Annotated in this window: 1 pseudogene; it reads right to left on the bottom strand. The window is 65.0% G+C overall.

Annotated elements, in window-relative coordinates:
• A pseudogene (locus tag ACQG3P_RS19525) lies at nt 1-263 on the bottom strand (glucosylglycerol-phosphate synthase); the annotation flags it as partial.
• Nucleotides 264-280 lie beyond the last annotated feature (17 nt).

Raw genomic sequence — 280 nt, forward strand, 5'->3', positions numbered from 1 at the left:
TCCTTGGAGAAGCGCTTGTAGAAGATGTCCACTTCCTGCCGGGTCAGCGGCACGCGCGCGGCCGTAAGCGTGTGGTAGCGCTCGGCGTCCACCGCCATATGGGTCTGGAACGGGCCGCGCTTGGGGTCGTCGATGCCCCAGGCCACCCAAGAACCGGTCTGGCCGCCCTGGAAGAAGCTCAGCAGCGAGGGAATGATGCCGTTGGGCGAGCGCGGAGGGCGCTGCACCAGCACGCCGTCTTCCATCACTTCATCGAAGGGCATGCGGTGGTAAAGCATCA

This window comes from Stenotrophomonas sp. SrG (assembly GCF_050031795.1).
In the GTDB taxonomy this organism is placed as follows: domain Bacteria; phylum Pseudomonadota; class Gammaproteobacteria; order Xanthomonadales; family Xanthomonadaceae; genus Stenotrophomonas; species Stenotrophomonas rhizophila_A.